At 51.5% G+C, this 24,474-nt stretch carries 17 protein-coding genes; 5 read left to right on the top strand and 12 right to left on the bottom strand.

Annotation, left to right across the window (positions count from 1 at the left end; translation table 11 throughout):
• Nucleotides 1-50: 50 nt before the first annotated feature.
• Nucleotides 51-683 (bottom strand): hypothetical protein, encoded by a 633-nt coding sequence (locus AC0YN0_RS10210; RefSeq protein ID WP_337099209.1) that lies wholly within the window; start codon nucleotides 681-683, stop codon nucleotides 51-53.
• A gap of 146 nt (nucleotides 684-829) precedes the next feature.
• Between AC0YN0_RS10210 and AC0YN0_RS10205 the strand changes: the two genes are divergently transcribed.
• Nucleotides 830-2,056 carry an MFS transporter gene (locus tag AC0YN0_RS10205; RefSeq protein WP_475821185.1) on the top strand — a complete coding sequence of 409 codons (1,227 nt, stop codon included), beginning with the start codon at nucleotides 830-832 and terminating at the stop codon, nucleotides 2,054-2,056.
• Between the two features lie 52 nt (nucleotides 2,057-2,108).
• Here AC0YN0_RS10205 and rpiA read toward each other — a convergent pair whose 3' ends face one another.
• From rpiA to AC0YN0_RS10185, 4 genes are all read right to left on the bottom strand, one after another.
• The gene (gene rpiA, locus AC0YN0_RS10200) at nucleotides 2,109-2,780 is read right to left on the bottom strand and encodes a ribose-5-phosphate isomerase RpiA (protein ID WP_475821184.1); all 672 of its coding nucleotides are present in this window, start codon (nucleotides 2,778-2,780) and stop codon (nucleotides 2,109-2,111) included.
• Nucleotides 2,781-2,799: 19 nt separating this feature from the next.
• Nucleotides 2,800-3,759 (bottom strand): acetylxylan esterase, encoded by a 960-nt coding sequence (locus tag AC0YN0_RS10195; RefSeq protein WP_475821183.1) that lies wholly within the window; start codon nucleotides 3,757-3,759, stop codon nucleotides 2,800-2,802.
• Nucleotides 3,760-3,923: 164 nt separating this feature from the next.
• On the bottom strand, nucleotides 3,924-4,160 hold the full coding sequence (locus tag AC0YN0_RS10190; RefSeq protein ID WP_475821182.1) for a hypothetical protein: 237 nt from the start codon (nucleotides 4,158-4,160) through the stop codon (nucleotides 3,924-3,926).
• Nucleotides 4,161-4,314: 154 nt separating this feature from the next.
• Nucleotides 4,315-5,331, bottom strand: coding sequence for an AraC family transcriptional regulator (locus AC0YN0_RS10185; RefSeq protein ID WP_475821181.1), 1,017 nt, complete (start codon nucleotides 5,329-5,331; stop codon nucleotides 4,315-4,317).
• A gap of 117 nt (nucleotides 5,332-5,448) precedes the next feature.
• On the opposite strand from AC0YN0_RS10185, the gene AC0YN0_RS10180 reads away from it, so the two are divergent.
• Complete coding sequence (locus tag AC0YN0_RS10180) at nucleotides 5,449-6,030, top strand: NAD(P)H-dependent oxidoreductase (protein ID WP_475821180.1); 582 nt, start codon at nucleotides 5,449-5,451, stop codon at nucleotides 6,028-6,030.
• 61 nt (nucleotides 6,031-6,091) lie between these two features.
• On the opposite strand, the gene AC0YN0_RS10175 is transcribed toward AC0YN0_RS10180, so the two are convergent.
• The 7 genes from AC0YN0_RS10175 to AC0YN0_RS10145 all read right to left on the bottom strand — a co-directional run bounded on the left by AC0YN0_RS10175 (nucleotide 6,092) and on the right by AC0YN0_RS10145 (nucleotide 20,238).
• A complete protein-coding gene (locus tag AC0YN0_RS10175; RefSeq protein WP_475821179.1) occupies nucleotides 6,092-7,180 on the bottom strand; it encodes a response regulator transcription factor in 1,089 nt (362 codons plus the stop codon).
• Nucleotides 7,177-8,991, bottom strand: coding sequence for a cache domain-containing sensor histidine kinase (locus AC0YN0_RS10170; protein ID WP_475821178.1), 1,815 nt, complete (start codon nucleotides 8,989-8,991; stop codon nucleotides 7,177-7,179). The genes AC0YN0_RS10175 and AC0YN0_RS10170 overlap by 4 nt, the downstream gene beginning before the upstream one ends.
• A 127-nt stretch (nucleotides 8,992-9,118) precedes the next feature.
• Complete coding sequence (locus AC0YN0_RS10165) at nucleotides 9,119-15,394, bottom strand: fibronectin type III domain-containing protein (protein ID WP_475821177.1); 6,276 nt, start codon at nucleotides 15,392-15,394, stop codon at nucleotides 9,119-9,121.
• 97 nt (nucleotides 15,395-15,491) lie between these two features.
• On the bottom strand, nucleotides 15,492-17,081 hold the full coding sequence (locus tag AC0YN0_RS10160) for an extracellular solute-binding protein (protein ID WP_475821176.1): 1,590 nt from the start codon (nucleotides 17,079-17,081) through the stop codon (nucleotides 15,492-15,494).
• A gap of 95 nt (nucleotides 17,082-17,176) precedes the next feature.
• Nucleotides 17,177-18,058 (bottom strand): carbohydrate ABC transporter permease, encoded by an 882-nt coding sequence (locus AC0YN0_RS10155; RefSeq protein ID WP_475821175.1) that lies wholly within the window; start codon nucleotides 18,056-18,058, stop codon nucleotides 17,177-17,179.
• A 10-nt stretch (nucleotides 18,059-18,068) separates the two neighbouring features.
• Complete coding sequence (locus AC0YN0_RS10150) at nucleotides 18,069-19,007, bottom strand: ABC transporter permease (RefSeq protein ID WP_475821174.1); 939 nt, start codon at nucleotides 19,005-19,007, stop codon at nucleotides 18,069-18,071.
• A gap of 295 nt (nucleotides 19,008-19,302) precedes the next feature.
• A complete protein-coding gene (locus AC0YN0_RS10145) occupies nucleotides 19,303-20,238 on the bottom strand; it encodes a LacI family DNA-binding transcriptional regulator (RefSeq protein ID WP_475821173.1) in 936 nt (311 codons plus the stop codon).
• Nucleotides 20,239-20,412: 174 nt separating this feature from the next.
• Between AC0YN0_RS10145 and AC0YN0_RS10140 the strand changes: the two genes are divergently transcribed.
• From AC0YN0_RS10140 to AC0YN0_RS10130, 3 genes are read left to right on the top strand one after another with little or no spacing between them, the layout of a single operon-like run.
• The gene (locus tag AC0YN0_RS10140; protein WP_475821172.1) at nucleotides 20,413-21,762 is read left to right on the top strand and encodes an alpha/beta hydrolase; all 1,350 of its coding nucleotides are present in this window, start codon (nucleotides 20,413-20,415) and stop codon (nucleotides 21,760-21,762) included.
• A 2-nt stretch (nucleotides 21,763-21,764) separates the two neighbouring features.
• Nucleotides 21,765-23,096 (top strand): alpha/beta hydrolase, encoded by a 1,332-nt coding sequence (locus AC0YN0_RS10135; RefSeq protein WP_475821171.1) that lies wholly within the window; start codon nucleotides 21,765-21,767, stop codon nucleotides 23,094-23,096.
• Nucleotides 23,097-23,121: 25 nt separating this feature from the next.
• Nucleotides 23,122-24,474 (top strand): sugar ABC transporter substrate-binding protein, encoded by a 1,353-nt coding sequence (locus tag AC0YN0_RS10130; RefSeq protein WP_475821170.1) that lies wholly within the window; start codon nucleotides 23,122-23,124, stop codon nucleotides 24,472-24,474.

The following is a 24,474-nucleotide window of genomic DNA, read 5'->3' as shown; positions in this document are numbered from 1 at the left end:
TAAATGAAGGAGTGTCGGTTGTTCGACTTAAGTTAAACGTATCGCAAATGCTAGTCTAAGCCATGCTCTTCGCGAATCTTGTATAGACCTTGAATGAGCAATTCCGCAGGATCGCGGTTCATCATCAGATGCGTAAACAAAAGATGGAGCGGAACAGCACAAACATTGTTGCCGTCGATAATGGACGGGAATCCGGCTTCTAGAACCGGACCTTGCTCGGGATGCATATCAAGACCTACATGCACTTTCTCCGGTGCGAATTCCGAGCGAATGGCTTCCATGCAAGCCGGTACGAGCTGATTGTCGATAATGCCTTTGGCTGCTTCCTCAGTAGCCGGAGGGGTTGGAAACGGTTTGCCGCCTTCTTGCTTCATCATTTCGAAGTAGAACGAAGACATCCACTGCGCAGGATCGCCGCCAGACTGGAACTTCGCGACGAGCTCTTGCAGGAAGAAACCGCATACATAACCGTTCTTGGACTCGTCCTTCACTTGAAAGAGGAATACCGGGCCGTATCGTTCTTGATTCACAACTTGACCCTCGACATCGTCGAAGTACATCTTCAATGCCGTAAGTCCGTTATGATAGACTGCCTTGATCAATTCGACCATTCTTTCGTTGGAATCGTTTGCTTGATTCTCGTTGTTGCCATTGACGTCTGCATTTTTCGTCTCATTGTTCATCGTCTGCTTCACCCATTACCATCATAGCATTTTGCCGCTTGGGCAGTCTAGTCCGTCCTCTCGTGCCCGAAAATACGCTTTGGCAGAACCTGCAAATCCATGGTATATTCTAGTTGATTTTTCTTCTATGACTTGAGATCGATCCTATGGCCAAAGGTGGAATTGTTATAAAAGCAAATGTACATTCAAAGTACAGATGGATCGTTCTGATTTCCATGATCCCGATCATCGTTTCAATTGAAATGATGTGGTTATCATTAGCGCCGATCTCAAGCTTAGCCGAGAGCTATTACGGAGTGGGCAGCTTGTCCATCGCTTTATGCTCGATGAGCTTCATGCTGATGTTCATCCTGTTCTCCTTTCCGGCATCATGGGTAATCGACCGTTACGGCTACCGGACCTCCTTGATAATCGGGGCATCATTAACGGCAATCTTCGGATTGCTTAGAGCCGTCTTCGCTGATGACTTTACAATCGTCTTAATAACCCAGTTCATTATTGCTATCGCACAGCCATTTCTGCTGAATCTGTCTACCAAAGCAGCCGCGGATTGGTTTCCTGTAACCGAACGATCGACCGCTGCAGGTCTGTTGACGCTTGCTCAATACGTGGGATTCATCGTTCCCGTGGTGATGGCACCGATCGTAGCGGAGCAATCCGGCATTCCGCAATTGTTCATGCTGTTCGCGATTATCGCCATTGTATCGGCATGCATCGCTATTCTATTCGCCTTCGTAAAGTCACCCGCCAGCACTGGCGAGGCATTACCGACTGCTACAGCTATAAATCTATCGACTGTGAAACAGCTGATCAATAATCGGGCTTACGGTCGCATTTTACTCATTAGCTTCATCTCAATCGGCATCTTCAATACGATCTTAACGCTGCTTGAGAATATTATGCTGCCAAGAGGAATAACGACAGACGAAGCAAGCATAATAGGAGCTTTCTTCATCGTTGCTGGAATTATCGGTGCCATTCTGCTGCCCCTGTATTCCGATAGACGCCGGCTAAGAGTCCCCTTCTTCATTACGGCAATCGCCGTGCTGCTTCCCACGTATCTAGCGCTTGCCCTTGCCAATAACGTCATATGGCTTATCATCAGTGCCGGAATTGCCGGCTTCGCCATCATGGGCGTAGCTCCGATTTTGTTCCAACACGGCTCAGAAACCGCATATCCCGTCCAAGAAGGCATGTCTCTAGGCGTTATTTTGCTGGGCGGTCAAGTGTCAGGCACTGCATTCGTCTATTTGTTCGAGAAATCCACCGACGCGTTCGGCTCCATTCTACCGGCGATGCTCGTGTTCGTTGTGTTGACAGCTGTGCTGCTGCCAAGCGCATTCCGTATCAAGGAATCTTCTATATCGGGATAACGAAGCTGCCCCATGGTCATGTTCTGACCATGGGGCAGCTATAAGCATCGATTTACTCCGGCAATCGTTCCTCTACCGAACCATCCGTAAAACCTAAGACGATTCTTTCCGCCATGTTCACGAACAGCCCGTTCTCGACGACGCCCGGCCATTTATTCAAAGTTTCGCTTAAGGACTTTGCATCCTTAATTACGCCGAAGTGACAATCTATAATATAGTTTCCATTATCGGTAAGGTAAATCTCATCACCGGCCATTCGAAGGACCGGATCGCAGCCAAGCTTGCCCAGTTGCCTGCTTGTCAGCTCCCAGCCGAACGGCACGACTTCCACCGGCAGCGGAAACTTTCCTAATGATTCAACCCATTTGGACTCATCGGCAACGACGATGAATCGCCGGGATACGGAAGCGACCAGCTTTTCGCGAAGCAGTGCGCCGCCGCCGCCCTTAATTAAGCTCAATTCGCCGTCCGATTCGTCGGCGCCGTCAATCGTCAAGTCGATCTCATCCACCTCGGCCAAGTCCAACAGCGGGATGCCCAGCTCGAGCGCCAGCTCTTCGGTTCTCCGTGACGTCGGTACGCCTTGGATTTGCAGCCCCTCGCGAACCCTCTCGCCAAGCTTCATAATCGTCCAATAAACCGTCGATCCCGTACCAAGGCCTACGACCATCCCGTTCTCTACATACGCAGCCGCTTTTTCTCCAGCAAGCTTTTTTCCATCCATATTCGCATTCTCCCTTAGATTACAGCTTGAGCAAAAACTGCATCGCTTTATCGTTGAAGCCCGGCAAATGCTCGTGACCGAAGTCCGGGAACAGCTCAACCTGCTTCTGAGCTTTGATCTTATTATAAGCCGCGAATTGCGTGGATGGAGGGCAGATCGTATCGCTTAACCCAACACCCATCAGCACGTCGCCTTCGATTCGTTCAGCCAAATATTGGATATCAATATAGCCCAGCTTCCTAAAAATTTCTTCCTCACGCTCATGCTGCGGATCAAAATGACGGAAGAACGTCCTAAGCTCGGCATATGCATCCTTAGCGAGGTCCATCTCCCACACGCGCTGATAATCGCTAAGAAACGGAAATACAGCGGCTAACCGCTTAATTCTCGGCTCGAGCGCGGCACAAGCAATCGTGAGCGCGCCTCCTTGCGAGCCGCCCATCGCGCCTACGCGCTCAGGGTCAACCTCCGGCATGGACATCGCAATTCCAGCCAACTGCGCCGTGTCCAGGAAAATATGGCGGAATAACAGATGATCAGGATTGCCGTCCAATCCGCGGACAATATGTCCGTTCATCGTCGTTCCCTTCACGCCGCCCGTATCTTCCGACAGTCCGCCTTGCCCGCGGCAATCCATCGAGAACACCGAGAAGCCAAGTGCTACGTATTGAAGCTTGTCCTGCCAATCGCCCGCATTACCCGTATAGCCATGGAATTGCACGATCGCAGGATGAGGCTCGGCAGTATGCAGCGGCTTCAAATATTTAGCATGAATACGCGCTCCTCTGACACCGGTAAAATACAGATCGAAGCATACCGCGTTAGGCACTTGAAATTCGCTTCGAATCAATTCGATTTGAGCATCGACCGCCTTCATTTCGGCAATCGCCCGATCCCAATACTCGGCATGATCAGACGGTTTCGGATTCCGCCCCTCATACTTATAAAGCTCTGCAATAGGTTTGTCTACTAATGGCATTTTCGAATTCGACCTCTCTCTCTTTGCGTAAAAGCGTTTTCCTTAGTTTATCATATCGTCATCACTGTGAAACTTATAAATCTATAGATTTGTACGCAACAAAAAGAAACATGCCAGTTGCAACAGGCATGTTTCTTCCATACATAGGTTAGAGGCAGAACAGACTAATCGTTTATTTCGATCGTTCCTTCCCTCATAACGAAATACCCTCTGTTCGCGAAGGAAAGGATTCTACTTACGCTAATGCCGGTTTGGTTCGAAAGATCGAGAACCATCGTATCCGGATAAGCGGCAACAATGTCGCGCAGCTTGTGGTACATGTCCTCGCAGCTTTTGCACATGTTTTTGCTCGTTTTCTCGGATAACTCACCACAAAAGTCGCAAATTTGATAGTTTGCCATGATGTCTCCTTCCTCTCGCTAGAAGCGGTGAGCGATTCCAATGATATGGCATAATTTGCCGAATTATAGGTATTTTATCACATCGAATAGACATATAGCTCTATAAATTTGTACAAAGCTTGCAAATGCATAGTTTTGAATCCGTCCTCTTGACTCAATGAACACCAAGCCCCGTATTGCGGTATTGTCCAGGAGAAACGCCGGTCCACTTCTTGAACGCGTTCTGGAACGCGCTAGGCTCGGAGAAGTGAAGCAAATAGGCGATCTCGCCTATCGAATAAGCTTTTATTTCCAAATAACTGAATGCGAGCTCCTTCCTTACGCGGGCTGACAATAAATTGTACGAGGTTTGCTCGTCATTCAGCTTATTTTGCAGCGTTCTCGTGCTCATATTGAAATAGTCGGCCGTCTGCTGCAGCGTAGGAAAATAGGCGGGCATACATTTCATCATCCACTGAAACACTTGGTCAGAGAACGCGTTCCCTTGTATGAGCCTCTCCTTCGTCTCTTCCGCCAGCTTCTCGAAGATGCCAAGCAGCTTCGGATCCGCGTACAGAACAGGGTAATTCAGCACTTCCTTATTCATTCGCAAAAAGTTATCCTCTGCGCCGAATCGCGGCGTTCTGCCGAATACCGACTCGTAAGGCTGCGTAGAAGAAGGCGCTTCATGCGTAAACTGCACTTCATCGAGCGTGATGCGGCGATTGCTCAGTCTGCCGATCAGACGATACAGCGAGCTTGCCATATCCTCCATGCAATGGCGCGACATGCGCTCAGCACGATTGCTCGTGTATAAGCGGATGATGACATCGTCTCCCCGCTCCACCCATTCCAGGTTGAATCCGCTCACGAGGATGACATTGTAACGCTGATAGGCTGCGAGCGCCTCGGCTACCTTCCCCGAATGCATCATGACATAGCCAAGAATGCCCATATCGGCGATCTCCGCCAGCTCCCCTTGATGCAAGCCAAAAAATTCGTCGCCGGCATATTCAGCAGCGCATAATATTAATCGCTCCAATTCCCTGCCCGATATCCGCGCTTCCGGATCTTGTAGTAAGGTTTCGTCGAAGGAAGCGTATCGGAAGAAACGCTCCGTCTCATAACCCATATGAACAAGCGTCTTCATGATCGGATAAACCATCGAAATCGCTATTCGTTGATCTTTCAAGCTAAATCCCGCCTTTGCGCTTTTGTTCACTTTTATTGCGCCGCTCGTCATTCATCTCATGCCGCAGTTTCATTATGCTGTATATATCTTACAACAATATCGCGGAGGAGATCGATCATGAAATCAAATATTCTCGTCATTACCGGCCACCCCGACACCGAAAGCTTCTGTTCGGCGTTGTCCCAAGCTTATATCGAAGGCGCCAAAGAGCAGCCGGTCCAAGTTCGCGCCCTCCATATGGGCGAGCTCGAATTCGAGCCGAACTTAAAGTTCGGTTACCGTCAAAGAACGGAGCTCGAAGCCGATCTACTTAAAGCCCAAGAGCTCATCCGATGGGCGGATCATATCGTGCTTGTCTACCCTGTATGGTGGGGCATGATGCCTGCCGTAATGAAAGGTTTCTTCGACCGCATCCTGTTGCCGGGCTTTGCCTTCAGGTATAAGGAGAACTCCATGTTCTTCGATAAGCTGCTAACCGGCAAGACCGCCCGGCTCATCGTGACGAGCGATACGCCGTCTTGGTACAATCGGCTGATCTACGGGCAAGCGGGACATCGCGTCGTGAAGCAGAGCATTCTGCAATTTTGCGGCATCAAGCCCGTTCGCGTAACGGATATCGGCCCGGTCACCCATGCTACCGCAGAGAATCGCAAGAAATGGCTGGAGCAAGCGAAGCAGATGGGCGCGCGATTGGCGTAAAGCAATACAAGCCCGCGAATCAGAGAGGATTCGCGGGCTTGTATCTTTGTCTATTTTCCAACTAATCGCTTTCCAGCTTATTCTTGTACTCCATCGGATTGATGCCGTGATATTCCTTGAATATTCTAGAGAAGTGGACGCTGTTCTCATAGCCGACGCGGTTGGCAATCTCATAGCTTCGCAGCGTCGTAGTCAGCAGAAGATCTCTCGCCTTGCGCATCCGAACGCTAATGCAATACGTCCAGATGGTCATTCCGGTCTCCTCTTTGAACAGAATAGCCAAATGCGAGCGGCTCATCGCGACATGGTCGGCTACATCCTGCAGTCCCCATTTCTCCGCGTAATGTTCTTCGATATATCGTTTCACTTGATCGACCGCGCCTTGCTTCTGAAGGTTTTTGCTTCGTCTTGCTCCCTCCATCAGCACGTTCGCCGCCTCCTCCAGCCTTCTTACCGCGCATAACCGAAAGTAAGACCGCACTCGCTGATTAGCTAACGTTTCTTCTCCGAGTCCGGTATCTTCCCCTTCCTCGTAATTCACTTCGATATCCTGTTTTTTCAGTTCCTCGATGAGGAGCTGCGTCCATGCCATCGCCAGCTCGTTCAATATTTCGAGCCGTCCGTCAAGCCACTCTTCCAGAACGGCCAGCGTATCTACGATCAGCAGCGGCTGTCCGTGCAAGTACACCGAAGTGATCATCTCAATCCATTGATTAAGCAATGCCTTGCAGCTTGGCAGCTTGCGCAACAGCAGCTGGTTCGCTTCATATCGCCGCTGCGTCTGAATTCTCGCGCATGCCTTGCCCAGCACCTCGGTCAATACGTCCGGGTCTACCGGCTTAAGCACGTAATCGATAGCCCCAAGCTGAATGCTCCGCTTCGCATATTCAAAATCGTCATAGCTGGAAATAACGATGCAGGTCATCCACGGATACTGCCGATTGACAGTCTCAATTAATTGAAGCCCGTCAACGAGCGGCATCCTGACGTCCGTAATGCATATATCGGCAAAATGGCCTTCCAGCCAATCGAGCGCTCTTTGACCGTTTGCTAGTGTAGCTGAAACGGCTACCCCCTCCACATCGGATAACCGGATGGACAAGCTTCTGCGGATCAGCTCCTCGTCATCGACGATTACAATTCGGTTCATAATTCGTTCTCCCCTTTATCTCCAACATCTCTTAATCGCAATGGCAATATGACTTCCACGACAGCTCCGCCCGAGCTGGCATCATTGTAAAAGCGGATGTCCGCCTCGCCCGCATAAAACATATGCAACCGATAGATCAGATTCGATATCCCTACCCCCGTATAGTCGTAACGATGACGCGGGTCTCTCGCAAGCTCCGCTCTCAGGCGGGCCAATACTTCTGGCGAGAAGCCGTGACCGTTGTCTTGGACCGTTATTCGAAGCCTTGAGGCATTGATGATCTCCGCGGCTATACGGATATCGACCGATTCCGCGGTCGTTTCTCTCGTATGCTTGATGCTGTTCTCCACGATTGGCTGGAGCAGCGCTTTAGAGCAACAAACGTGCGTCATTTCCTTTGGAACATCGATAGAGTAAGTCAAATCATCGCCGTAACGGATTTTCATAATAGCCAAGTAATCTTCCGTATATCGAACCTCATCCGCAAGACTGACTTCCCATTCTTTGTAGTCCGACGTATACCTGAGCATATGGGACAGCGCTACCGCAATGCTCCCTATGTCCGGTTGCTTGTAGATGACTGCCATCGAGTTAATCGACTCCAGCGTATTGTATAAAAAATGAGAATTGATCTGGGATTGCAGGGCGGATACAACCGCCTTATGCTGCTGAACGCGAGTCTCCGCTAAATCGTTAACCGATTGCTCCAGATGGCCAAGCAGGCTGTTGAACGATAAGCTTAAATCCGTCACCTCATCATTCCCGTCGACCTGCGCGCGAAATTTGAAGTCGTTCTTGATTTGCGTGATGACCATAGCCTGTCTCAGCTTGGCTATCCGCTTAACGATGGAGGTCGTGGCCAAATAGGTAAGCACAACCGCTATAATCAACGCCGTCACCGATATGAAAATCGTCATATTGCGGACATAATCAATGCTCCCGGCAATTTTCTCGTAAGGGATCACGGCGAATATTTTCCAATTCGTTCGATCAATGGATTGGAATACGATAAGCTCCTCTCTGGAGCGATCATTAATGGAGCCTTCGCTCTTGCCGTCCAGCAGTCTAACGATCCGATCGTCCGTATGCTTCATTACCTCGCCCGGATTGGAATGGTGAATAACCGTTCCGTCTTCGGTTATAACGGCGGCCACGCTGGAATCGGCGATGCTGATTTCGTCCATGACGTTTTGGGAGGGCGTAAGCGAAATGTCCATTTTGACATAGCCGTTATTGAATTTTTTGAAAAGGGTAAGCACCGGTTTCTCCGACTTGCGATTGCCGAAATCCAAATAATAGTCCGCCACCCGCGGTATGAATTTCACCTTGTCATAGTTGCCAAGCCCGCCTAAGAACGGCTCGTCCCGCACGCTGTAATCGAGCGAAAGCACATAGCCGTTGGCAAAAGTCTGCTCCCGTCCGTTCGGGTTGTACATCGTGACCGACATGACCTCCGGATATTGCAGAAAGATGCGGTTCAAGTAATTGACCTTAATTCGTTCATAATATCGAACGAGATCGGAAGAGAGCTCCGTATCGTTCGAGGCATGCAGCCATTCCCGGTATTCCAGGCTGCTTCCAAGCAGCAGGAAAATCATTTCGTATTCCGAATAGAAACGATTCAGGTTCATATTCGCTTGCGTAAGCACTTGATTCGTCAGCTTATCGATATCTTTGCTGACGGAATGCATCGTCTGGACGTAGCTGAAATAACCGATGGCTGAAACCGTGAAGATGAGTATCGTTACAATGAGCGCGATCAGCTTCCACTTCAGCGATCTTTTCATATACTTGATGATGGGCTTCAACAATCTCGTTTCCTCCAGGCCAGGTCGGATGCACTTCTATTCCTACTCTATTCACTCTAATAACTCTCTCGGCAAATCACAAGAGTAGACCGCGGCGAACGACAATGTTCGCCACGGCCAATATTTGGGTTTAATCGAAGATATAGCTTAACAGTCTGTACATTAACACGGCAGCTTCTGCGCGATTGGAAGGACTTGTTGGATTCAACTTCGATGCGCTGCCTTGTACGAGCCCTTCCATCACCATAGCCGCAATCGCAGCTTCCGCATAAGGAGCAATCGCGCTGCGATCCTTGAATGGCGCAAGCTGCTGCTCCGGAGATGCAACCGGCAATGATTTGCCAGCAAGCGGCAGCGCCCTTGCAATTAGCGTGAACATCTCTTGGCGGGTGATCGGCGCTCTTGGTTGAATCAGACCGCTTCCCTTGCCGCTCGTTATGCCAAGTGAATGCGCAACTTCGACTGCTTCATAGAAGTAATCGGTATCCTTGACATCTCCGAAGGAAGATGACTTCACATCGGCTGATAATTGGAGAGTGTCAACCAGCATCTTCAAGAAGTCTGCACGAGTTATCGAAGCAACGGGGTTGTAGGCGTTCTCGGATACGCCGCGAACAACGCCTCTCGCCGCAAGAGCTTCGACGGCTTCACGCGCCCAAGGTACAGCAGCCAGATCAGTAAATGTTTTGTCGTTATAGACGACGGCATACTTACTGAAATGATCTGTAGTGAAGCGCATCTCCCCTGTTGCTTGATCGTAGCGTCCAGACGGCACGCCATGCCTTCCTCCATCGCCGCCGACATACCAGACCGACAGATGCTGCGAATGCTGGCGCTCCAAGTCTGTCGCTTGATAAGGAATAACAACCTCGATCGGTGCTTCCTTATTATCGTAAAGCAACTCAGAGCCTTGCGACGACACCGACAACTCTAATACAAGGCCGACTTTTCCGCTTAGCTCCGTATCGGCTGGCAGTTGAGCTCGTGATATGCTGACGGTTACGAATGCCGCAGCTTTGGCAGCGGCGTTGTTCGCCAGCATAGCTCCCGGAAGCGTCAACGTTCCCCAGTCGGTAATAAGCTCAATTACTCTATTGCTGCCGCTGCTTGTTAGATAGCTCGCCGGTATTTGCAAGCCATAGGAAGTCGCATCTGTCGCAGGAGGCAGCTTAACGCTAATCACGTTTTTTCCTGACGCATCAGTTGCGGTTTTGCCGAATGCCTCGGCAAGCATCGTCCCATCGAGCGACATAATAATCGGCCCGCTTCCTGGAGTCACGAACGAATCGGGAAACAGGATGCTTACTTTGCCATCGTTAGTCGTGATGAATGGCTGTTCCTCCGTATCCTGTACGGGCGGAAGCGTGTTATTCCCCGCTGTCTTCGTACGTGCGCGAACCGATGGGCCATTGACGGACTCGTTCCCTGCCTCGTCGACCGCTTCTACCTTAAAGTCATAATTCATGCCCGGCGTTAAGTCAGTTACTGTCCAGCCCGTTCCAGGCGGCGTCGCTGCTTCAATTCCATTAATGAACAGCTTGTAGCCCGTTACGCCGATCTGATCGATCGCCGCATCCCAAGTTAACCGTATGGAAGTTTGGCTTATTGCGCTAGCCAAGAGCCTGCTGCCAATCGGCCAGCCTGGAGGCATCGTATCCTGCGGCACCGGAATGATGGGATCTGTCGTGCTCGGCCCGAATACCGTCCAGTTGCCGACAAGATCGACCGCTTCGACTTTATACACGGCATCTGGATTGCCAGCCATATCCGAATAGCTAGTGAAACCGCCATCTATCAGGGTGATTGGCACACCGTCCCGATAAAGCTGATAATGCTTAACCGCAATATTGTCTACCGCTGCATCCCATGCTACATGAACCGCGCCTGTCTCCAGCACCGCGTTGATCCGCGAGCCGGTCGGCCATTGCGGCGTAATCGTATCCTGCTGCAGCGTCCTTACCGTCTCGGCTGTCAGCGGGTCTGAGAGGTTGCCCGCTTCATCCAGCGCACGAACATGAAACGTATAAGACGTATCGCTGCTAAGTCCGGAAGCAAAGTAACTGTCTGCCTGCGCGCCTGCTTCACCGATAATCGTATCGCCCTTGTAGATGCGATAATTCGTTGCAGCTGTATCATCCGTCGCATGAGGCCAGTGAAGCCATACGCCAGACGTTGTCACAATCGATGCCGTTAGCTCGTCGTCTTCCCCCCATACCGGCTCGCTGTCGTCGGCGGCTAACGTTGTGACTGAAATCGCTGCGCTGCTTGCCGAGTTGCCCGTGCCATCTTGCGCCTTCACGCTAAACGAATAAGCTGTGCCAGGCTGCAGTCCCGTAACCTCATATCCATGCACATCGCCAGCCACTTCATTAATCTTAACGCCGCCATTATAAATCGCATAAGCTTCAATGCCGTACTGATCCTCGGCTGGCGTCCACTCAAGCGTAACGCCAGTGCGCGTTACACGAACTGCTTGTATGGCAGTACCACCCGGCCAAGATGGAGCAACCGTATCGGTTGCCGCCGTCGTTGCCTGCGCGGCAGGTCCTGTTGTCGTTTCTTGAACCGCATCCAGCGCTTCTACCTTGAATGAATAGCTCGTATTCGCTGTTAATCCTGTTGCTTCATAGCTCCGTACATCTGCCGGCAACGTATCGATTGCAGTACCGTCGCGATAGATTTTGTAACCATTCACACCTGCGTCATCGGTAGCTGCGGACCAAGCAAGCCTGACCCTGTCCGGCTTCACATCGCTCACGTTCAGCGTAGCCGCATCCCACTCCGGTGCGCTTGCATCTGTTGGAATCTCGTCCGTGCCGACCGATAGATAAGGCTTCAAGGCAGCGTTCGTGCCAGTCGCCTCCTTGGAGTGGATATCGACATTCTGATCAAGCCATCTGTCGTCGGTCAGCTTGAAGGTGACGATTCCATCGCCGTTCAGCTCTGACTGAATGTAATCCGTCACCGGAATCGACAACCAATACCCGGCGTTCCGCACGGTCGCGCTTCCTAACAAGCTGCCGTCAACCGGCTTGTTCTTCCAATTAACCGTCGTCTCGGACCAGCTGTCGCCCGCTGCATACAGATCCATGCCAATATCCAAATTCGGCGTTTGCACCGCATACACGTAAAGGTTTAATGTAGCTTCATATACACTTCCAGTTACCGTGTCGAGCGGGAATTTCAAGTACGCTCTGCGATTATTGCCCGTGTTTTTGTTCTGCTCCGTTGCCGAAGCGCCCGCCGCGTTCTTGTACCGCAGATAGGCTATATTGTTCGTCGTGCCGTCTCCTCCGAACACGGCAGGAGCTTGAATGAAAGCGTCGTCGCTCGGGTAAAGCGTCGTATTGTTCCGAACGACGCCGGAGGAAGTATGAACCGTAATCGACGGTCCGGATGCGGTCCAGTTGCCAGCGGCGTCTCCCGCTTCGACACGAAACGCATAAGTCAGACCCGCTTCCAGATCACTCGCATCATAGTGAAGCGTGTTGCCGTCCACTTCCGCTAGAATCGCATCGTCTTGGTAGATTCGATAAGCGGCAACCGCTATGTTGTCCGTCGCAGTCGTCCAGTTCAAGCTGACGGTACGATCGGTCAAAGCGCTGTAATGGAGCGTTCTCGACTTTGGCCACGTTGGCAAGACGGCATCTTGAGTGACAGCCGTGCTTACCGTTGCTGCTGGCCCATTCGTTGTCCAATTGCCGGCATGATCGGCAGCCTCTACTCTGAACGTATACGTACGATTCTCTGTTAATCCGTTAATTTGGTAGAAATCGACGGATGACGGCAGCGTTACGAGCTCTTTGACGCCGTCGAACAATCGGTATGCGGTTACGCCGCCGGCATCCTGTGCCCCGCTCCAGCTCACCTTGACGCTGTCGGCCTCGACATCCGATGGCGTCAAGCTCGCGTCTGCCCATACGGGAGCGGAATGATCGGCGGCGCCTAATGTCTTGAAGGTGACTATCGGTCCGCCCAGCGACAAGTTGCCGTCCGCGTCCTTCGATTCGACGCGAACGGTATACGATGATTGTTCCATCAGATCGGTTAGCTCGTAGCTTCGCGCTGTCGTTTCATGAACGATCCGTCCATTCACGTAAATCCGGTATCCGCCTACGACCCCATTATCGACGCCTCCCGGCCAGTTCAATATTGCTCCGTCTTCACTTAGCCCGGATACGGTGATGAACGAACCTTTGCTCCAGCCAGGCGTTGTTGCATCGGCATCAGCATCCGATAACGTCGTTATAGAAAGCGGCTCGCTCGGTACGGAACGATTGCCTTGCGCATCGACCGCTTCCACGGTATACGTATAGCCCGTTCCAGGCTTCAAGCCTGTTACATCGTAGTCCGTAATCGCAGCATCCACCTCACGAAGCAAGCTTCCGTTCTGATAGATGCGGTATCCATCGACGGCCGCATTGTCATGCGCTTCGGGCCAAGACAGCGTCACCGCAGTTGCGGAAGCTTCGGATGCCCCGAACACGCTGCCGTATGGCCACACGGGAGACGTTATTTCCGCATTCTGAAGCGGAATAGGCAATGGAATGAATGGCTCGCTTGTATCCTCCTCTTGACCAAGCACGATCGTAACACGGTTATCGCTGTTCTTGTACAATGACCGCTCAATCGTCTGGCTGACGCCTTCATAGTCGATAATAATGTCGTAATCCCCATAGAAACCGCGATCTTCATATACACCGCTACCATTTGTTATTCCTTGTGAATCCGTCCACCAGGTCTCGTAGATGAGCTTGCGCCACTCTTCGCCTGAAGGCTTCAAGCTCCAGTCGCTTCGGAATAACGGAGCATTGTTCTGCCAATGCGCGCCATCCCAGAACCCCCACATCGTGAACGATTGCACATTCGGGTGGCTGAACGTCGCGATCAATAGATCTCTCGTGAACATCGCCTGCACGTCCTGCCGCGGCGAATTCATATCGAACTCCGTAATGGCTATCTCATCCGCATATTGGGTAAAGTGCGTCAGTTGATCGTAGAAGTCCATCGGCGCTACCGGGGTGCTGCCGAAATGCGCTTGAATGCCGATGCCGTCAATCGGCGCCTCGTTATCCTTCAATGTCTGAAGAATATCCGACAGGTTGTCGATAACCGGAGCATCAACGCCTAAAATTTGCGTTTCATTGAGATACAGCTTGGCGTCCGGATCCGCTTCCTTGGCTAATTTGAACCAATCGGCAGCAATCTCGTCGCCGTAAACGCCGCGAATCATCTTATTGAGCACGGGCTCGTTAAGCACATCCCAATCGAATAGGCGACCCCGGAAATAACCGGCCAGCTCGTGAAAATGATCCTTGATTCGCTTATCCAGCGCTTCGCGGTCGTTCAGCAGCTCGCCGATATCGGCCGGCATTCGGCTTGCGCCATCCCATAGCAATGCATGGCCTCGGACGGCAAACCCGTTCTCGCCCAGCCAATTGTACAGCTGCACCGTTCTGGCGCGATTGCCTTCCCACCATGACCACTTCATGTCGTTCTCCATCACGACCGAATTGAAGTTTTCCTTCAGCTTCGTCCGGTACATTTCGGAATTGGCATCCGTACCAAGCGCCAGTGCGCTGTTCACCGCCGTGCCGAACTTAAACTCGTGGTTCTTCATCTTCAGATGAACGTCCGCTCCCTCGACCGGCCTGCCGTCTTCATCGATAACGGTAATCGCGAAGTCGCCTTTGCGATACTGCTCAATTCGCTCATCCGCTTCCGCCCGCCAAGGCGCATCCTCCTCCATACCCTCATAGGTAACGGGCGTGCTCGGCAGTTGATCGAATGTAATCGCTTTCATATAATTGATTAATTGAAGATCGGCGATCTCGACGACCTGCGGCTTAAAGCCCAGACGCAGCGTTAGTTGCGCGTTATTGGCCGGGAACTCCCCTGCAGGCATAAGCAGAGCCGCTTTGATTGGGATAAGAAACTTTTTCCACTGGGATGGGATTGCAATCGTTTCGTTAATCGACTTATCCCAGGTCTGCGTCTTCTCCATGACGACTGCCAGCTGTCCCTCAGCCGTCTCGTGGGTTGAGCTGATCGTCCTAGCATAGAAAGAAGCTAGCAGCACGTCATCCTGTTCGATCTTTCCTTCGATCGGCATCACGTATTGGAACAAATAAGTGCCCTGCGGCTGGACATTAGTCGTGAACCGAAGCGCATTCTCGAAGGTCTGCCCCTCTACCTCAACCGCCTCGAGTGAACCGTAAGCTGCTGCCTCCGGATTAAGCGCGGCGCCTTCCAGCTCTATATCGTCAATCAGCACTTCGCTGCCGGCAATCTCTCTCAACTCTTCCTCCGTCAAAGCTTGCGCGAATACAGCAATAGACTGCAGCGGCAGCCATAATAGGAGTGCAATCAACGTAATAGATATCCATTTCACTGATCGTGTTCGCAATCTGCTCATCCTTCCCGTCAAGCGTCAAACATCCCCCTCTTCCAAAGCCGACCTGCTGATCGGTATCGGCATTGGAAGAGGGAGTTCCGCTTGTTATTTATTTACGGTTAGCGTTATACCAGTCCGTCATTTCTTTGATGGCAGCATCGCCGCCTTGCTTCTTCCAGCTGGCTACGAACTCGTCGAAATAATCGAGCGGTTTCTCGCCGATAATGATTTTGGCTGCAGCTTCTTGGAACAATCCGCCTTTGTAGGATAGCTCGGCGTTTTTCGTAAGCGCCTCGGATGGCGGCATGCCCGCTGTAGGATTCGTGATGCCTTCATTACGGGAAATTCCGATCGTTTCGATCAGCTTGTTAAACGCTTCTTCATTATTGATCTTGACCTTCTGCGCTTCTTCATTAAATCCGTGCATCGTGAAAATATCTTGTCTCCAAAGGAGGTCGGCATCTGCCTTGTCGCCCACGTACTTGAGCTCCGTGCCTTCTTTCGTGAACGTCTGGCCTTCGATCCCGAGATCGGAGAACAATTGCCCCTCTTCAGAGATCAACCAATCGAACATGCTTACAATCGCTTCCGGATTTTTCGCGTCCTTGTTCACAACGAACGTTTTCAGCACCGACTTCTCTACGCGGCCGACTTCTCCGTCATAACCGACGCCGTGCGGCGTAGGAATGGCGACAACGTTCGGATTTTTGTCCGCTAGCAAGGTATTAAGCTCCTTCTGCCATGGCTCCCATACCCCGAAAACAACGTGGTTCCAAGAACCGACAAGGTCGGACTTAATCTTCTGATCCCAAACCGCTCTTGTATTCGTCAAGAACTCGGCATCAATCAGCTTTTCCTCATACATGGTCCGCAGCATGCCAAGCGCTTGCTTCATGTTCGGCGTTACGAAGCCTGGCATCACTTCGCCATTAATCAGCGTGTTCGAATCGAGATTGACGCCGTACATGCCGAAGATGTTGTCGGCCCATTCGAACTTCTCGCGGCTGGAGAACGGAATCTCGTCCTGCTTGCCATTGCCGTTTGGATCTTTGTCCCGGAACGCTCTTAGCATGTCGAGGAATTCATCGGATGTCTTAGGCGCTTGCAGACCGAGCTTATCCATCCAATCCTTGCGGACGAAGATGACGCGTTCTGCCGGCGCATTGCCTTGAGCAACTTGCGGAATGGCCAAGATTTTACCGTTAAGGGTTACGGCATCCCATGCGGATTGCGGCGTATTTTTCAATAGGTTTTGTCCGTATTTCTCAAGATACGGCTTAAGATCGAGAGCAAGGTCGTTGGTGACGAGCTCCGAGTTCTCGATGCCCCATACCATATGTACGTCAGGAAGGTCGCCGGAAGCGAACTTAAGGCGCAGCTGTTCCATGTAATTTTCATGCGGCAGGAACGTAATGTCGAGATTCGTGTTCGTCTTCTCTGCAAGATATTTAACCGTCGGCAGATCCATCGACTTGCCTGGCGGAATTTGACGGGCATGGTTTGATACGAAGATGCTGATCTTAGCCGGATCGGCCGCTTGTGACGGAGCATCCGTCGCATTCGCCGCAGGCGATGATTTCGGGGAAGCAGTAGCTCCCGTATTAGTGCCGGTATTGTTCGCATTACCGCATGCAGACGCGATCAAGGTTAATGCGGTGATGCCTAATGCCAGTAGTTTTCTCTTATTCGATTGTTTCACTTTGGTTGACCCTCCCTAATAGTGTCATTCTTAAATATGGCTGTGCATCGCACGTTTAGCAAGCATCACCTCCTGGGCGTGATGTACGTCTATCGCTACTCTTTCACCGAGCCGAGCAAAGCGCCTTTGATGAAATGCTTCTGCAGGAACGGGTAGATGACGATAATCGGAATCGTCGCCACGACGATCGTAGCCATTTGCAGCCCTTGCGGCGTAATCGCCGACGACAGCTCCGTGACGGACTGGCCTCCCGCAGAATCCATATCGAATTGAGAGATAAGCTTGTACAAGTACAGCTGCAGGGGCTGCTTCTCCCGATCGGTAATGTAGAGCAGTGGACCCAGGTAATTATTCCAGTGTCCTACAGCGTAGAACAAAATTAAAGTCACATTTATTGGCATCGACAGCGGCGTTACGATCCGCCATAGAATGCGATATTCGGACATGCCGTCCACTCTCGCGGCTTCGAACAGCTCCTCCGGTATCGACCTGATGAAGGTGATGCAAAGCATCATATTAAAAGCGCTTAACGCGCTCGGAACGATCAATGCCCAAATGCTGTTCAGCATGTTAAGATCCTTAATCAGCAGGTACATCGGTACCATCGGCGCTTGGAATATCATCGTGAAAATAATGAAGAGCAATATGTACTTGCGTCCGCCAAGCCATGTCTTGGACAGCGGATACGAGGTGATCAGCGTCATCACCATATTAATTGCCGTGCCGACAAGTACGATAACAACGGTAACGCCGAACGATTTCCAGAACACGCTATTTTGGATCACGAACTTATAGTTCTCCACATTCAGTCCGACGGGCCACAGCTTTACTTCCGAATGCGTTATCGCTTCATTGGAGCTTAATGAGCCCGCTACCACATGTAGGAGCGGTATCGCGATAGCCAAGCAAAATACGGCAAGTAATACATAGTTGAACGCATCGAAAACGATTTCCCCTGTTGATCTTCTGATTCTCATGTTAGGCCTCCTAGTAAATACCTTCACCTGTTGTCCATCTGCTAATCCGGTTCGCTACAGCGAGGAAGATGAATCCGATGACGGACTTGAACAATCCGATTGCCGTTGTAATGCTGTATTGCCCTTGCAAAATTCCGACCCGGTACGTATAAGTATCAAGCACGTCTCCTGTCTCGAACGTTGCCGGATTAAGGAATTGATAGATTTGTTCGAATCCCGAATCCATAATATGTCCGAGCTTGAGCAGCAGCAGAATCATAATGGCTGGAAGCAGACCCGGCAGCGAAATATGAAGGAATTGCTTCCATCTGCTGGCGCCGTCCATCTTGGCTGCTTCATATAAGGAAGGATTAATGCCGGCTAGAGCTGCTATGAAGATGATGGCATTCCATCCCATCTCCTTCCAAATACCCGACGTAATAATGATCGAGCGGAAATATTCGGGCTGCTGCAGGAAGGCAATCGTCTCTCCCGTCTGGGAATGAAGGAACTGATTGACTAAGCCGTTCGTCGGCGAGAGCAGCATATAAGTGAGTCCGAATACGATCGTCCAAGACAAGAAATGCGGCAAATACAGAAGCGTTTGGACGAATCGCTTATAAAACATGTGGCGGACTTCATTCAGCATAACGGCTAGCAGAATCGGAAGCGGAAATGCGAATATGACCTGGTATAAGCTGATAATGAGCGTGTTTTTCATCAAGCGGCCGAAGTTCGGATACGTAACGAACTGATGGAACCACTTAAGCCCTACCCACTCGCTGCCCCCGTAACCTTTGAAAATATTGTAGTCTTGGAAGGCGATGAAGCTCCCCATCAGCGGGAAATATTTGAAAAGCAGAAAAAAGGCGAGTCCCGGAAACAGCATGATGTAGAAAGCACGATGCCGGATCATATACCTCCAGAACTTACGTTGATGCGCGGTTGATTGCTGCGGAACGGTTGTCATTTTGTGCCTCCTGTGTTGGCTTGTTTGGAATGTAAGCTAAGTATAGACCGGGGCATTTCACCCAACAATGTGAGCAGAATTCGATTTACTGCAGTAATCGTCCAAACAAAGTGAAACCTCTATATTTCAAAAAAAACTGCGGTTATGTCAGACTTGTCACATAATCTGACAAGTCTGGCATAACCGCAGTGCTTTTTCCATGTAACTGATTCGGCGGATTGCTTTTATGAATTTTTCACAAAAAAATCCCCTGCCGACGAGCTCATCAGCTGGGGATAGTTTGCAACCTTTTCCATTATGATTCAAAACCTTCCGCCCGGTACTCGATTCGCCCTTCCAAAGACGAGCCGAACGGAGAGACCAGCAGCTCGCTCATCAAGTCGAAGCTGGCGTCTGCCTTGGAGCGCCGCGGAACAAGCTTCCTCATCTTCGCCGGCAGAAGTTCCGGGCACTCGGACGTGCAGACGACGACGATGCTGTCAGGGCTGCGATAGCGCAACGCCCGCAACGCGACGAATTCGTTGAATACGACAAGAGACTTGTCCGAATGCCGCTCGATAAAGGACCGCAACACTTCCTCCTCGCTCGTTGCCAAGAGCAAACTTGAATCATCCAGCCTGAATGCGTCACGGAGCGACTGTTCATAGGGTACATTCGAAAGCTGCTCATGTATGAGGGCTAAGGGCTCCCCGGGAAGCATTCGATTATTCAGAATCACCGATATCCCTTGCAGATCCGGCATCACTTCGCGAAACAAAGGGTCGTTGATCCGGCCATCGACGAGCACCAAAGGCGACCCGTATTGAAGATGGTTGGAGATCGCATGAAAAGAATGCGCGACGGCATCGATTAAAAACACGCCGTCCAGCTTTCTCTCCGCGATTATATCGAGGCTCGGCTCAGACGGATCGAGCTGCGATACAAGCAGATGGTAACCTTTCTCCCTGCATCTCCGCTCCAGCCGGTCGAGATATGCCCCGTAGCTGACCGTCTTCGGAACGATGGCATCGTTAGGACTGACGATGAGGACGCCGAGGACGTTCGTTTTGCCGAGCGATAGCGCCTTGGCCGTCAGGTTCTGAACGTACTTCAACTTGCTTGCGGCTTGAAATACCCTCTGTCTCGTTTCTTCGGGAATCGTTTGCTTGCTTACATTGTTAAGAACGTAACTGACCGTAGCGACAGAGACGCCCGCTTCTTTGGCAACGTCCCTCAACGTCGTTTTTTTCATCGTATTAGAACCGCCTTATCCGAATTATAAGCTCAGCTAATCATAAATCCCGCATTGGAAAAATGTCAATTCGAGCAGTTGACAGTCAATTGGGCTTCCCCTATACTAAGCTTAACTTAACCGGTTAAGTTACTATCAAATCACGCTATAATCGCAATTGAAAGGACGTAACGCATGTCTAATTCCGTTCAAACGTCGCAATTGATTGTTCTTCCGGGGATCCGTGCTTCCCGTCTAGGCAATGAAAGAGAAATTTACGTCTATTTGCCCGCCGGATATGAAGAAAAGGCGGACGCCCGTTATCCCGTGCTGTACATGCACGTCGGACAGCATGTGTTCGAGCCGCGGAAGCAATCCGGCGAATCCTGGGCGATGCACCGGATTGCTGATCGCTTGATCGCCGACGGCTTGATCCGGCCGATCATCATCGTTGCCGTCGAGCATAAATTCGAAGATGGAACAAGCGAATATTTCCATGATCTTTGCGCCTATCCGATTCGCTGCACTGGGAAGCAATACGAGCACTTTCTGGTGGAAGAACTCAAGCCAATGATAGACGGCCGTTTCCGAACGTTAACCGACGCTGCCCATACCGCGCTGATGGGATCTTCCGCAGCCGGTATCGCGACTTACAATATCGGCCTGCGCAATCCGAACGTATTCGGCCTGCTCGGCATCCTGTCCCCTTTCTTCATTCAAGTTGAACCGAGTACGCTGAAGGAAAATCCGCAATATCGGTTGTATCCGTACAACGAAGGTCAGAAATTATGGTTGGATATCGGCGGCGCGGAAGGTTTTTTCATGCCTGCCCATGTTCAGGCGGCAGCCGAGGCTATGCTGAACGAGGGCTGGAAGCAGGGCGAGGAGCTTTATTACTTCCAAGACAAGGAAGCCGCCCATTCCGAATGGGATTGGGGCCGCAGGGCGCATATGCCGCTGCTTCATTTCTTCGGCGGCAAAAGCGTTGCCGCAAGCGTGGCGCTTGAGGGTCCTGATCTTGTTGGCATTGCCGGCCCGACTACCTATGCCAATGCGGTGGTTACGCTGGGTAGCGGGCTGCGGTTCAGCGACTTGTCCGGCCGCTATCGCTCGTTGCAGCCTCAAATCATGGACGTTGCTCCCAATGGGCGGCTGCTGCCCAAACAACCGGGGAGCGCGACGGTCGTATACGAGTACGAGGGCTTACAAACATCCAAGCCATATACCGTGACGGAACAATTATCGGAAACCGTAACGATTGAGTTGGAAGTTCGCGTACCGCCTTCCACGCCGGAAGACGCGGAAATCTATGCAACCTTCGGAATCCCCAAGCTTGAGAAGGGCTTATACGGAGGGACGATCCGGTTGCCGCGAAATCTGGTTTTCGACTTCCTCATCACGAGGGGGTACGAGAAAGAAGAAGTCGATGAGGAGTTCAGGCCGATTCCGTATAGACGGCTCGTAGCGGACGCCGACAAAAAAGTCAGCTATACCGTCAATAACTGGATAGACTTAAACCCCGTCAACATAGGAAAGGAGCAATAATGATGAACGTACATTCTCGAATAGAGACGATCACCTCCTTCCATTCCGTTTGCTTAAACAACGATAGAGATGTTTTCGTTTATTTGCCCCCGGGCTACGACCAGGAACCGGACGCATCGTATCCGGTTATGTACGTGCACGACGGACAGAACGTATTTGCCAAAGCGTTCAACGGGCAGACGTGGAATCTTCACGTTATATGCGACCAATTGATTTCCGAGCGGCGTATCGAGAAGCTGGTCGTCGTCGCGGTATCCAACATGGGTGTTGCCAGAAACAGCGAATTTGCCCACAACGGACCGTTCGCCGCCGAGCTGGACTATCCATGCTGCGGCGAATTGTATGAACGTTTCTTGGTCGAGGAGTTAAAGCCCTATATCGACCGTACGTACCGGACGAAACGGGAAAGCCGGCATACGGCGCTCATGGGCTCGTCCAGAGGAGGACTCGTCACGTATCATATCGGCTTTCGCCGTCCCGACGTGTTCGGCATGCTGGCCATGCTCTCTCCTTATTTCGCCCAATACGACGAAGAGAAGATGCAGCATAGCCCCATCGCGCTGCGATTCGAGAAGAAACAGCCGCTTAAGCTTTGGATCGATGTCGGCGGCATGGAAGGGATGACCGTGCTGGCTGCCCATGTAAGAAGCATGGCGGAACATTTCATCCAGCTCGGATACCGTTCGGGGGACGACTTGCACTTCTGTTACGAGCCGACCGCAGAGCATAACGAAGCTGCATGGGAATCAAGCGTCCACGGCCCTTTGATTGGTTTCTTCGGCGACAAAGGCGCCCCCGCGGCCGTCCTATTGATTGGCGACGAGCTTGCTGCCCTCAGCGGGGCAAAGAGCTGTCTGTATCCGATCGTTCAATATGAAAGCGGTTTAAATATCGTCGATCTTCATGCAGCATTCAGCGTCATACCGAGAGAAGGTGTCCGAATTACTCCCCAGGGAACCATTCTCGCTGCCAAAACAGGCCGTTATCACGTGGAGTACCGCCGATTCGGCCTAAAGAGCGAGCATCTCCTAGCGGTAATAGACGAGCTGCCTGAGCAAGTAACAGTGGAGCTTAAGGTCGTCGTACCGGCGGACACTCCACATGGCGCCAAGATTCATGCCGGGGTTGAGCTCCAGAGAACGGGCCGTCAAATCTATAGAAGACGCTTCTCCCTTCCTAGAGGCACGGGATATTCATTCCGTATCTGCGATTATTCGGGGCTGCAGGAGACGGATGCCGGAGGCGCCGAATTGCCGAAGCGCAAATTCATTGCGAATGAAAATCTGAAGATCCGGTACGAAGTCAAAGGCTGGGTTCAAGGAAATACCCTATAAGACAAAAACAATCGGAGGAATGACCATGAAGAGGAATCTATCGGCCCGCACGGGAGCAAGGCTCGCGCTTTGCAGCTTGTCGTTATCTCTCGTCCTTACTGCCGCATGCTCCAATCAAACCGGGCAGGAACGCTCGAAATCCAATAACGATGCGCCGCAAGGCCAGTTCGATCTGAAATTCGAGAAGCTGGATACGGAGCTGACGCCCGAACCCGGCGCGAAACTGTTAGTCTGGGAGAGCAAAGAAGCAAGGCCGTTCGTCGAAGCGATTATGAAACAATTCACGGAAATTTACGGCGTGGAAGTGACGATGCAGGAGCTCGGCACCATGGATCAGATCGGCAAGTTCGAGTTGGATGGCCCGGCCGGCCTGGCCGCCGACGTCATTACGACCTCGCAGGATCATCTTGGCAAAGCGGCGAGCGCCGGACTTATTTTGCCTAACGACGAATTCGAAGCGGTAACGAAAGCCGAGCACGAGGAAGTCGCGATCGCGACCGCATCCTATAAGAATAAGCTGTACGGCTATCCCATTAAGGTCATGACTTACGCGATGTTCTATAACAAGGACTTGATTAGCGAACCTCCGGCTACGATGGAAGAGGTAATCGAGTATGCCAAAACGTTCAACGACACCGCGAAAAATAAATACGCGTTCATGTTCGATGCGCCCTTCTTCTACTTCAGCTACCCGTTCATCGGCTCTACCGGCGGCTATATATTCGGCAAAAACGGCACCGACGCGGGAGATATCGGTCTTAACAACGACGGCGCCATAAAAGGCATGGAAACGTTCGCGTCGCTGCGCAAGGAGGTGCTTCCCGTAACGGCAGGCGATATCGCCAGCGATATCAAAACAACGTTGTTCAGCGAAGGCAGCGTAGCGATGAACGTTACCGGCTCCTGGTTTATCGATACGTTCCGGCAAGCTGGCGTCAACTTCGGCGTTGCTCCGATTCCGGCAATCGCGGGCAACGAATCCGTTACGCTTTCCCAAGTCAACTCGTGGTATGTAAGCGCTTATAGCAAATACCCGAACGCAGCCAAACTATTCGCGAGATTCGCTTCCACCCAATCGGCTCAACTGCTTAATTATGAGCTTACGGGTGCCGTTCCTACGCACAAGGAAGCTGCTGGCAACCCCGTTATTCAAGCCGACGAAATAACGAGCGCATTTTACAAGCAGTTCAGCGGCTCGCACCCGGCCCCGTCCGTTCCCGAGGTTAGCGGCGTTTGGGTTCCGATGGATGCTGCCATGGTCGAGATTTGGGAGGGCAAGGACATCAAGCAAACGCTGGACCGGGCCGTGAAGCAAATCAAAGATGCCATTGCGCTTAACGCCCAGCAGCCGGAACAATCGCCGGAGGCTCCATTCTAA

Source organism: Paenibacillus sp. J22P218 (assembly GCF_056269195.1).
Note: the sequence above shows the minus strand (reverse complement) of the source record. Positions and strands in the feature narration are given on the sequence as shown.

Excerpts from the sequence above, each read along its gene's own strand:
- AC0YN0_RS10210 (WP_337099209.1), bottom strand. The coding sequence starts at position 683 with ATGAACAATGAGACGAAAAATGCAGACGTCAATGGCAACAACGAGAAT.
- AC0YN0_RS10205 (WP_475821185.1), top strand. The coding sequence starts at position 830 with ATGGCCAAAGGTGGAATTGTTATAAAAGCAAATGTACATTCAAAGTAC.
- rpiA (WP_475821184.1), bottom strand. The coding sequence starts at position 2,780 with ATGGATGGAAAAAAGCTTGCTGGAGAAAAAGCGGCTGCGTATGTAGAG.
- AC0YN0_RS10195 (WP_475821183.1), bottom strand. The coding sequence starts at position 3,759 with ATGCCATTAGTAGACAAACCTATTGCAGAGCTTTATAAGTATGAGGGG.
- AC0YN0_RS10190 (WP_475821182.1), bottom strand. The coding sequence starts at position 4,160 with ATGGCAAACTATCAAATTTGCGACTTTTGTGGTGAGTTATCCGAGAAA.
- AC0YN0_RS10180 (WP_475821180.1), top strand. The coding sequence starts at position 5,449 with ATGAAATCAAATATTCTCGTCATTACCGGCCACCCCGACACCGAAAGC.
- AC0YN0_RS10175 (WP_475821179.1), bottom strand. The coding sequence starts at position 7,180 with ATGAACCGAATTGTAATCGTCGATGACGAGGAGCTGATCCGCAGAAGC.
- AC0YN0_RS10155 (WP_475821175.1), bottom strand. The coding sequence starts at position 18,058 with ATGAGAATCAGAAGATCAACAGGGGAAATCGTTTTCGATGCGTTCAAC.
- AC0YN0_RS10150 (WP_475821174.1), bottom strand. The coding sequence starts at position 19,007 with ATGACAACCGTTCCGCAGCAATCAACCGCGCATCAACGTAAGTTCTGG.
- AC0YN0_RS10145 (WP_475821173.1), bottom strand. The coding sequence starts at position 20,238 with ATGAAAAAAACGACGTTGAGGGACGTTGCCAAAGAAGCGGGCGTCTCT.
- AC0YN0_RS10140 (WP_475821172.1), top strand. The coding sequence starts at position 20,413 with ATGTCTAATTCCGTTCAAACGTCGCAATTGATTGTTCTTCCGGGGATC.
- AC0YN0_RS10135 (WP_475821171.1), top strand. The coding sequence starts at position 21,765 with ATGAACGTACATTCTCGAATAGAGACGATCACCTCCTTCCATTCCGTT.
- AC0YN0_RS10130 (WP_475821170.1), top strand. The coding sequence starts at position 23,122 with ATGAAGAGGAATCTATCGGCCCGCACGGGAGCAAGGCTCGCGCTTTGC.